Origin of the sequence: Corallococcus terminator, from assembly GCF_003611635.1 — a bacterium.
GTDB lineage: Bacteria > Myxococcota > Myxococcia > Myxococcales > Myxococcaceae > Corallococcus > Corallococcus terminator.
The window spans coordinates 1-9,690 of sequence record NZ_RAVZ01000356.1 but is presented as its reverse complement, the minus strand read 5'-3'; the positions used below and the strand labels follow the sequence as shown (position 1 = coordinate 9,690).

General features: G+C 69.4%; 8 protein-coding genes and 1 pseudogene. 4 read left to right on the top strand and 5 right to left on the bottom strand.

Translation table 11 applies throughout. The annotated features are described in order from the left end of the window. Together D7V88_RS34430 and D7V88_RS34425 are read right to left on the bottom strand one after the other, a co-directional pair. On the bottom strand, positions 1 to 567 hold a 567-nt coding region (locus D7V88_RS34430), incomplete at its 3' end, for an ABC transporter permease (RefSeq protein ID WP_120544848.1). After that, the gene (locus tag D7V88_RS34425; protein ID WP_120544847.1) at positions 564 to 1,574 is read right to left on the bottom strand and encodes an ABC transporter ATP-binding protein; all 1,011 of its coding nucleotides are present in this window, start codon (positions 1,572 to 1,574) and stop codon (positions 564 to 566) included. The genes D7V88_RS34425 and D7V88_RS34430, both read right to left, overlap by 4 nt. Before the next feature lie 58 nt (positions 1,575 to 1,632). Between D7V88_RS34425 and D7V88_RS34420 the strand changes: the two genes are divergently transcribed. Both D7V88_RS34420 and pip read left to right on the top strand, forming a co-directional pair. After that, positions 1,633 to 2,865, top strand: coding sequence for a small ribosomal subunit Rsm22 family protein (locus D7V88_RS34420; RefSeq protein ID WP_120544846.1), 1,233 nt, complete (start codon positions 1,633 to 1,635; stop codon positions 2,863 to 2,865). A 213-nt stretch (positions 2,866 to 3,078) separates the two neighbouring features. Beyond that, a complete protein-coding gene (pip, locus tag D7V88_RS34415) occupies positions 3,079 to 4,044 on the top strand; it encodes a prolyl aminopeptidase (protein ID WP_120544845.1) in 966 nt (321 codons plus the stop codon). Positions 4,045 to 4,066: 22 nt separating this feature from the next. On the opposite strand, the gene D7V88_RS34410 is transcribed toward pip, so the two are convergent. From D7V88_RS34410 to D7V88_RS34400, 3 genes are read right to left on the bottom strand one after another with little or no spacing between them, the layout of a single operon-like run. Then, positions 4,067 to 5,116 carry a hypothetical protein gene (locus D7V88_RS34410; protein WP_120544844.1) on the bottom strand — a complete coding sequence of 350 codons (1,050 nt, stop codon included), beginning with the start codon at positions 5,114 to 5,116 and terminating at the stop codon, positions 4,067 to 4,069. A 22-nt stretch (positions 5,117 to 5,138) separates the two neighbouring features. After that, the gene (locus tag D7V88_RS34405; protein WP_120544843.1) at positions 5,139 to 7,208 is read right to left on the bottom strand and encodes a S46 family peptidase; all 2,070 of its coding nucleotides are present in this window, start codon (positions 7,206 to 7,208) and stop codon (positions 5,139 to 5,141) included. Positions 7,209 to 7,220: 12 nt separating this feature from the next. After that, on the bottom strand, positions 7,221 to 8,618 hold the full coding sequence (locus D7V88_RS34400) for a M20/M25/M40 family metallo-hydrolase (RefSeq protein WP_208726644.1): 1,398 nt from the start codon (positions 8,616 to 8,618) through the stop codon (positions 7,221 to 7,223). 83 nt (positions 8,619 to 8,701) lie between these two features. On the opposite strand from D7V88_RS34400, the gene D7V88_RS34395 reads away from it, so the two are divergent. Further along, positions 8,702 to 9,076, top strand: coding sequence for a response regulator transcription factor (locus D7V88_RS34395; RefSeq protein WP_120544842.1), 375 nt, complete (start codon positions 8,702 to 8,704; stop codon positions 9,074 to 9,076). Positions 9,077 to 9,089: 13 nt separating this feature from the next. Next, a pseudogene (locus D7V88_RS34390) lies at positions 9,090 to 9,690 on the top strand (J domain-containing protein); the annotation flags it as partial.

Genomic DNA, 9,690 nt, shown 5'->3' with positions numbered 1-9,690 from the left:
CACGAAGAACAGCACCATGTAGATGTCCATCAGCTTCTGGCTGGACTCCATGAACAGGCTCAGCGTCCCCAACAGCACGTTCAGGTAGAACGTGATGAGCCACCCGCCCGCCAGCGACAGGATGAACAGCCCCCAGCCCCCGGGCGACGCCGGCACGGCCTTGGCGCCCACCACGTAGAGGCTGATGGCCAGCACGGGCGCCACCACCAGGAGCCGCAGCGGGATGCCCGCCAGCACGTCCGTCGCGTACGCGAGCAGCGGGGAGATGGGCCGCAACAGCCGCATGGCCAGCGTGCCCTGCTTCACCTCGTAGCTGAGCATCCACGCCACCCAGCAGCTCGTTATCTGCCGCACGCAGAAGGCGGCGAGGAAGTAGCCGACGAACTCCCCCTGCCCGAAGCGGCCCACCGGCGCCGTGCGCGCCACCGCCGACCACAGCGCCAGCATGATGAGCGGCATCGTGGTGGCGAACACCCAGACGACCATCTCCGCGCGGAAGGCCACCGCCTCCGCGAAGCCGATGCGCAACAGCGTGGGCAGCGCCTTCAGCGACGTGCGCAGGCTCATGCGGACACCGTCTCCCGGGCGGCCTCCGCCCGGCGGGCCTTGCCCTCCTGGAACAGCTCGCTCATCACCTCTTCCAGGGGCGCGTTCTCCACCGTCAGGTCCGTCACCGGCAGCGTTGACAGCGCGCGGCCCACGGTGGCGTTCACCGCGTCCTGCTGCACCTGGAGCACCGCCGTACCCGACTCGTGCGACACCACCCGCCCCAGCGATTCCAGCAGGGCCGCTTCCACCGGCCGGGCCAGCCGCAGCACCACGCGCTTCTCCGGACGCACGCGCTGCACCAGCGCTTCCAGGGTGCCGTCGTAGGACAACTGCCCCTTGTCGATGACGATGACGCGCGGACACAGCGCCGCCACGTCGTCCATGTAGTGGCTGGTCAGGATGAGCGTGGCACCCGTGGTCTCGTTGTAGGCCTTGATGAAGTTGCGCATCGTGACCTGCATGGACACGTCCAGGCCGATGGTGGGCTCGTCCAGGAACAGCACCCGGGGGCGGTGGATGAGGGCCGCGGCCAGCTCGCACTTCATCCGTTCGCCCAGGCTGAGCTGGCGGACGGGCTTCTGGATGAGGTCCTCCAGCTCCAGCAGTGACACCAGCTCCTCCAGCGTCTGCTTGTACTGGAGGCGGGGCACGTCGTAGATGGCCCGGTTGAGTTCGAACGTCTCCGCGGCGGGCAGGTCCCAGAGCAACTGCTGCTTCTGCCCCATCACCAGCATGATCTTCTTGAGGAACGCCTCCTCGCGCATCTTCGGGACGTGGCCGTCCACGGTGACTTCACCCTCGGAGGGGTGGAGCAGGCCCGCCAGCACCTTGAGCGTCGTCGTCTTGCCCGCGCCGTTCGGGCCCAGGAAGCCCACCCGTTCGCCGGGTTTGATATCGAAGGAGATGCCGTCCACGGCCTTGACGGACGTGTAGCTACGGTGGACGAGCGAGCGCAGGGCCGCCTTCAGGCCGGGCGGGCGCTTGTGAACCTGATAGTGCTTGCGCAATCCGCGGACGGAAATCATGGCGGGACGGGTTTAACGCGGTCGCCTCCGGGTGGCGACCCCAGAAGTGAAGGCACGGATGAGCAACGCATACAGCAAGGATTTGGAGCGGTGGCTGCCGCGGCTCATCGCCGTGTGGCGAGCGGCGCGGGGCAAGGGTGACGGCCCGGAGGGACGCCTCACGCCACAGGAGGTCAAGGAGGTGGGCGCGGGCGTGAAGCAGTTGTCACTCGGCCTGACCCGCGACCGACAGTTGGCCGGCGCCCGGTACATGGATGACCCGCGCCTGTTGGGCGCCTACCTGCTCTTCTACTGGCCGGTCTCGTACGCCCAGGCGCGGCAGGTGCTGGGGGAATTGCCCAACCGCCCCCGCCATGTGCTGGACCTGGGCAGTGGCCCCGGCCCGGTCGCCTTCGCGGCGATGGACGCGGGTGCCAGTGAAGTCACGGCGGCGGACCGCAGCAAGCCGGCCCTGGCGCTGGCGCTCAAGCTGGCCACCGAGGCGGGCGAGGCGCTGGCCACGCGCGAGTGGGATCCGCTGAAGAAGAACGCTGCGCTGCCCGACGGCCAGTACGACCTGGTGACGATGGGCCACGTGGTCAACGAGCTGTATGGCGCCAACGACGATGCGCTCAAGCCGCGCGCGGCGCTGCTGGAGGCGGTGCTCGCGAAGGTGAAGAAGGGCGGCAGCCTGCTGGTGATGGAGCCCGCGCTGCGAGAGACGAGCCGCAACCTGCTCAAGGTGCGCGACCTGCTGGTGGAGCGCGGCTACGGCATCCGCGCGCCTTGCCTGTACCGGGGCGCCTGCCCCGCGCTGGTGAAGGAGACGGACTGGTGCCACGCCGAACGCGCGTGGCCCATGCCGCGCGTGGTGGAGGAGCTGGCGCGCACGGCGGGGTTCCACAAGGAATCGCTGAAGATGAGCTACCTCGTGGTGGCGCCCAAGGGCGAGGCGTGGCCGGAGCCGCCCCCGGGCCGGCTGTTCCGCATCGTCAGCGAGTCGCTGGAGGGCAAGGGCCGCCAGCGCTACATCGGCTGCGGACCGGAGGGGCGCGTGGGGCTGGCGATGCAGGAGCGCCACCGCGCGGAGAAGAACGAGCGCTTCTTCCACCTCGAGCGCGGTGACGTCATCGACGTCACCGACCTGGAGACCAAGGGCGACGGCTTCGCGCTCGGGGAGAACGCCGAGGTGCGCATGGTGGCCCAGGCCGGACGCGGCGTGCCGCCCGGTCCTCCGAAGGCACTGGAAGCCCCCGCCGCACCCAAGGCACCGGACACGGCCGCCGCGCCGGTTCCGCCCATCAAGCCCTGAGTTGGAACGAGGACTCCGGGCGGCGACGCCCGGAAGGTTCCGGCCCCTCATCGGATGGACCCGGCGTCTCCGCTGAAACGCGAAATCACCGCCCACGCTGAAGGCTGAACACCACCGCGAAGGTGGGGGTCTGGCGACGTGTCGCCGGGCGGATCCGCACCGGTGGATCAACCTGCTAGGTTCCCCGGCACCACCTTTCAAGGAAGGAACGTCGTGCCCGCCCCCACCCCTCCACGTACGCTCTATCCCCCCATCGAGCCCTACCGGACCGGTCGGCTGAGCGTCCCGGGAGACCACTCGCTGTACTTCGAGGAGTGCGGCAACCCGAACGGCAAGCCCGTGGTGTTCATCCACGGCGGCCCGGGCGGTGGCACCGACGCGAAGCAGCGCCGCTTCTTCGACCCCAGCGTGTACCGCGTCATCCTCTTCGACCAGCGCGGCTGTGGCCGCAGCACCCCGCACGCCAGCCTGGTGATGAACACCACCTGGGACCTGGTCGCGGACATGGAGCGGCTGCGCGAACACCTGGGGCTGGAGGCGTGGCAGCTCTTCGGTGGTTCGTGGGGCAGCACCCTGGCGCTCGCCTACGCCCAGGCCCATCCGGAGCGCGTCACGGAGCTGGTGCTGCGCGGCATCTTCCTCTTGCGCAAGCAGGAGATCGACTGGTTCTACCAGCGCGGCGCGGACGCGCTCTTCCCGGACGCATGGGAGCACTACCTCGCGCCCATTCCGGAGGAGGAGCGCGGGGACCTGCTCCAGGCCTACGCGCGGCGACTGTTCGGCGACGACCGCCACGCGCAGCAGGAGGCCGCGAAGGCGTGGAGCATGTGGGAAGGCCGCACGAGCTGCCTCTACACCAACCCGGAGCTCATCGCGCGCAACGCCGGGGATGACTTCGCCATCGCCTTCGCGCGCATCGAGTGCCACTACTTCGTCAACAAGGGCTGGATGCGCAGCGACACCCAGCTCCTGGACGACGTGCACCGGATCCGCCACATCCCCGCCGTCATCGTGCAGGGCCGCTACGACGTCGTCTGCCCGCCGGAGAGCGCGTGGGCACTGCACCGCGCGTGGCCCGAAGCCCAGCTCGTCATCGTCCCGGACGCGGGCCACTCCGCCAACGAGCCCGGCAACACATCCGCGCTCATCGAGGCCACGGACCGCTTCCGCAGCCGCTAGCGAACGGCTGCCGGGGGGCCGGCTACATGTCCTGCCCCTCCTCGTCGTCCGTCACCCATTCACACTTCGGGGCGATCCACACGAAGTGCCCCAGGTGCCGCCGCTCGGCCACCGCCGTGGGGTCCGGACCGGGCACGAAGACGCTGAAGGCCCTCCAGCCCTCCTGGCCCTCCGCGTCCGCCTTCGCCTGGGCCTTCGACAGGTCCTCCTTCCCCGTCTCGCCCGACAGGTACGGGGAGACGATGAGCTTCCCGCAGCCGGGGCCCACGAGCATGCCCACGTCCGGCATGCGGCTGCTCATCGCGGGCTCCTGCGCGACCACCGCCACGGGCTGCCCCAGCTCCGTCAGCACTGTCTTGAAGTGGGTCTGGCGGGCCTGACAGTCCACGCTCACGTTCTTGAGCATCAGCTCGGCCGTCGAGTCCCCCTGACGCGCCTTCGCCTGGAGTGACGCGACTCGCGCCTTCGCCGCCTCCTGCTCCTGGGGGGTGCAGGCGCCCGCGCACTGTCCCTTCATCACGTGCCGGGCCAGCACCGCGTTGCCCTGCACCACGCGCAGCCAAAGGTCCGTGGTCGGGCACGCCAACGCGGGGATCGGGGCGACGCGGTGGACGGTCAGCTCCAGCCCGGGCGCATCCGGGAACGCGAACGACCCTTGCGCCTTCGCGTCCGCGGGCAGCTCCGCCTTCAGCGCGTTGGGCGCCGGACACGCCAGCGCGGTGGGACCCGTCAGTTGCTGCACGGAAGCCTCCGGCACCATCGGTCGCACCAACGCGCGGGCGGCCTGGGCCTCCTCCTTCGTCCCGCACACCCCCAGCAGCAGGACGTGCTGGCCCTCCGGGAGGCCCGGCAGCGCCTTGGAAGCGACCAGCTTGGGGAAGCCCTTCGCCGGCTTCACCCACGCGAACGCACGCGCCTTTTTCTGCTCCGCGAGCAGCTTCGTCACCGCGGGACGCTTCGCGTCCTGGCCCAGGACGATGGCCCACGGGGCTTCCGCGGCCCTCGCGCTCCAGGGGCACAGCAGGCACGACAGGAGGAGAAGACAGACGGTCCGGACGGGATGCGTGCGCATGGCGCGCACTTAATCCATCCACCTACGGGGTTGAAAGCCCCAGCTCCTTCAAGAGCCGCTCCGCGCCATACACCTGACGCAGCGCCGCTTCGATGGCGCGGCTGTCCACCGCCACCGTGCGGTTCACCGCCGCGTCGAAGCCGTAGTTGCCGCCCAGCGACTGGATGTTGCCGTCGAACGCGAGCCCGACGATCTCCGCCTGCGCGTCGAGGATGGGCGACCCGGAGTTGCCCCCGACGATGTCGTTGCTGGTGACGAAGTTCAGCGGCGTCTCCGGCGGAAGCTTCGCCTTCGCCCGGAGCCAGCTCGGCGGCAGCTTGAACGGCTCCTGCCCGGTGGCGCGCGGGTACAGCCCCGCCACGGTCGTGAAGGGCGCCACCTGCTTCCCGTCCGCCGTGTAGCCCTGCACGCTGCCGTAGGACAGGCGCGGCGTGAACGTCGCGTCCGGCGCCACCGACGTGCCGTACAAGGCGAAGCGCGCGTGACCGATGCGCTCCCCGTTGCGCTTGAGCACCGCCACCACTTCGTTCTCGTAGCGCTTGCGCACCGCGCGGGCCGGGCCGTCCAGCGTGCGCGCCAGGACCACCATCGGATCCTTCGACGCCGCGATGGCCGCAGGCCCTCCCGCGAGCAGCTTCTTGCGCACCGCCACCGTCTTGAGCTGGCTGCCGCGCACCGCCCGCTTCGCCACCACCCCCGGCGAGTCCGTGCCCAGCACCGCCTTCACCGCCGGGTGGTCCGGGGACAGGTCCTCGCGCAGGCGCGTGAGGTAGAAGCCCAGCACCAGCTCCTCCAGCTCCGGGTACACCGGCGCGGGGCTGAACAGGAACTGCTCCGTCGCGGGCCGGTTCGCATCGGTGAACTCGGGCAGCCGCTGCTCGTTGGGCTTGCCCGCCTCCTCCGTCGCGCGCACCAGCGTCGCCGCCACGTCGAAGAGCTGCGAGCCCATGCCTGCATTCTGCTCCAGCATCCGCAGCTCGCGACGGAACGTCTTCAGCGTGTCCATCGCCTTCGCGGTGGCGTCCCACGCGTCGCCGTACTGCTGCTGGAGCTTCGCGTCCTGGCCCACCTTCGCTCGCAGCGCGCGTTCGTTGTCGGAGAGGTGCGCCCAGAACGCGGGCTCCACCAGCGCCTCGCGTCCACCCTTCATCGACTTGAGGCCGTTCTCCAGGCCGAACAACCGCTCCTCCGACATGCGCGCGAACTCCGGCCCCCGGCGCGCGAACTCCTGCAACCGCCCGCGCAGCTCCGAACGCCAGAACAGGTTCTCCGGCAGCGAATGGTCCCGCTGGTACGCAAGCTGCGCCAGCGTGTCCATCCGCGACGTGCTGCCCGGGTTGCCCGGCACGAACGTCACCGCGCCCTCCTTCGGGCCTTCCTTGCTCCAGCGGAAGTACGGCTCCGTCCTCGCGGGCTTGCCGTCGCGGTACACGCGCATGAACGACACATCCAGGTCGTAGCGGGGGAACTCGAAGTTGTCCGGGTCCCCACCAAAGGCCGCGATGTCCGTCTCCGGCGCGAAGACGAGCCGCACGTCCTGCATCCGCTCGTACGTGTACAGGTCGTAACGGCCGCCCTGGTACAGCGTGACGACTTCACACCGCAGGTCGTCCCGCGTGGCGCACGCCGCCTCCAGCTTCGCGAACACCGCGCGCTGCGCGTCCTCGAACGCCTCGCCTTGCAGGCCCTGCGTCGCGCCCTGCACGTCCTTCGTCACGTCGCGGATGTCCGTCAGCCGGTCGACCTCCATCGTGGGACAGCGAGGCTCGTCCGCCAGCGTGCGCGCGAAGAAGCCGTCCTTCGACAGGTCCTTCTTCGCCGTGGACAACTGCGCGATGCAGTTGTGCGCGCAGTGGTGGTTCGTCATCACCAGGCCGTCCGGCGACACGAAGCTGCCGGAGCAGCCCTCCGCCAGCCGCGCGGACCCCAACCGCACCCGGTCCAGCCACGCCTGCGTGGGCTTGAAGCCGTACTTCTTCGCCACCACGTCCGACGGGAAGAGGTTGAACGTCCACATCCCTTCGTCCGCGTGCACGAGGAAGGGTGCGGCGACGACAGCGAAGAGCAGGGCCACGCAGGACAGGCGTTTCATGTCGGGCGTCCCTTATCCGCGAGCGGTCAACGCCTTCGCCAGTTCCTCATAGAGGTGGATGGCGGAGCGGATGGACTTCTCCCAGTCGCCCAGGTGCAGGCTCTCGTTCTCCGAGTGGGCGTACGTGTACGGATCCTCCACGCCGATGAGCAGCGCGGGCACGCCGCCCAGCTCCTTCGCGAACGGCTCCACGAACGGGATGGATCCACCGCACCCGATGGTGACGGGCCTCTTCGCGTAGCCCTTCTCCAGCGCGCGGAACGCCGCCTGGAAGGCCGGGTGTGACGAATCCGTGTACCACCAGCCCGAAGCCTGGTCCTCGCGGATCTCCAGCTCCAGTCCCCACGGGCACACCTTCTTCAGATGTGCCACCAGCCGGCGCTGCACGTCCTCCGGATCCAGGTCCGGCACCACGCGGATGCCCACGCGCGCCCACGCCGACTCCACGATGATGTTGCGCGCGTCCTTGCGGCTGCTCGCCTGGATGGCGTTGATGGCCAGGCTGGGCTGGCGCCAGTTCGTCTCCCACGGGTGACGTCCTCCACCCAACAGCTCCACGCCGTCGTTGAGGCCCACCTGCTCGCGGAAGGTCGCGTCGTCGCCGGGCAGGGCCTGGATGCTCTGCCGCTCCGCGTCCGTCAGCGGCTTCACGTGCTCCATCACCCCTTCGATGGCGATGGATCCGTCCGCGTGCGTCAGCGTCGCGAGCATCCGGCACAGCGCCATCGCCGGATCCGGCACCGGCCCGCCCCACATGCCGGAATGCACCGCCTGCTTCAGGCCGCGCACCTCCACATCCACCGTCACCAGCCCGCGCAGCGCCGTGGTGATGGACGGCAGGCCCGTGTCGAAGTTCGACGTGTCCGTCAACACGATGGCGTCCGCCGCCACCAACTTCGCGTGCTTCTGGAGAAATGCACCCAGGTGGTCACTGCCCGCCTCCTCCTCCCCTTCGATGACGACCTTCACGTTGAGTGGGAGTTGGCCGGTGCTCTTGAGCCACGCGTCCACCGCGGAGGTGTGCACGACGATGCCGGCCTTGTCGTCCGCCGCACCTCGGCCGTACAGGCGACCGTCGCGCAGCTCTGGCTCGAAGGGCGCGCTCTTCCAGGCGGATTCGTCTCCGGCGGGCTGCACGTCGTGGTGCGCGTAGAGCAGAAGCGTGGGTTTGCCTGGCGCCTTGAGCACCTCGCCATAGACATACGGGTGGGCTCCCTCGATTTCGAGGAGCTGGACGTTTTCAAACCCACGGTCTTTCAACAGCGCGGCGGTTGCTTCAGCGCTCTTGCGCACGAGGCTCGCGTCGAAGCCGGGAAAGGACACGCTGGGTATGCGTACGAGGGTCTTGAGGTCCTCGAGGTACGCGGCTTTCTGGGACTCGAAATGGGACAGCGCGAGGTCGGTGGACATGCTCACCCCCTTAACCCAAAAGGCGGGCAGGCGCCGCACGACGACCGCGCCGAAAAACGCGCGGTCCATGTATCCTGCCGCCCATGTCTGGACTGCCAACCCTGCTGCTCGTGGATGACGACAGTTTCGTGCGTCGCATCCTCAAGGACGTCATCGCGGAGACGGGCATCGCCCTGAGACTGCTGGAGGCAGCGGATGGGGAAGAGGGCCTGGCGCTGGCCGCGAAGGAGCAGCCCGCGGTGATGTTCCTGGACCTGTTCATGCCGAAGAAGAGCGGGCTGGAAGTGCTGGGTGCCATCAAGAGCGTGTCGCCGGGAACGCGCGTGCTCGTGATCAGCAGCATGGACGCGGAGCCGGTGGTGGAGCAGGCCATCGCAGCGGGCGCGGTGGGCTTCGTGGGCAAGCCCTTCCACCCCATGGAAATCGCGTCGGCCATGCGCGAGGCACTCGCGTCCTGATTCCGAGGTCCCCGTGTCGTCATCCGCTGTCGGTTACTGGGTGGGAGATTCGCTTGGCCGTGTGCTGGGCCCCCTCCAACTGCAAGCATTCCGTGAGCTCATCGCCTCCGGCCGGTTGAAGACGGCCGTGCGCGCATCGCGCGATGGGACGAACTGGTTTCCCCTCCAGGAGCTGCCGGAGGTGCGCGACCTCTTCGCCGCCGCGCCGTCGCCTTCCGTGGAGACCCAGCAGGCCGAGCGCCTGCGCACCCAGTTGCGCGGCCTGCTGCACCTGCCGCCGCATGAGGTGTTCGGGCTCAAGCCGCAGGCCTCGCTGGACGAGTTCCGCACCGCCTTCTTCCGCATGGCGAAGCGCTTCTCTCCGGACCACCTGTCGCCGGACCTGCATCCGGAGCTGCGGAAGATCTCCGTGGAGATCTTCGACTTCCTCTCGCGGCGGATCCGCGAGGCGGAGACGCTCTTCCTCCAGGGCGCGGTGCAACCGCCGCCTCCGCCGCCTCCCCGGCTGGACATGAACGGCGCGCTGCCGCCCCCGCCTTCGCCGCTGCCCCTGAGTGGCTCCCCGGTGGCCGCGCGTCCGCCAGCGTTCGTACCGCCGCCGCCCCCGGCACCAC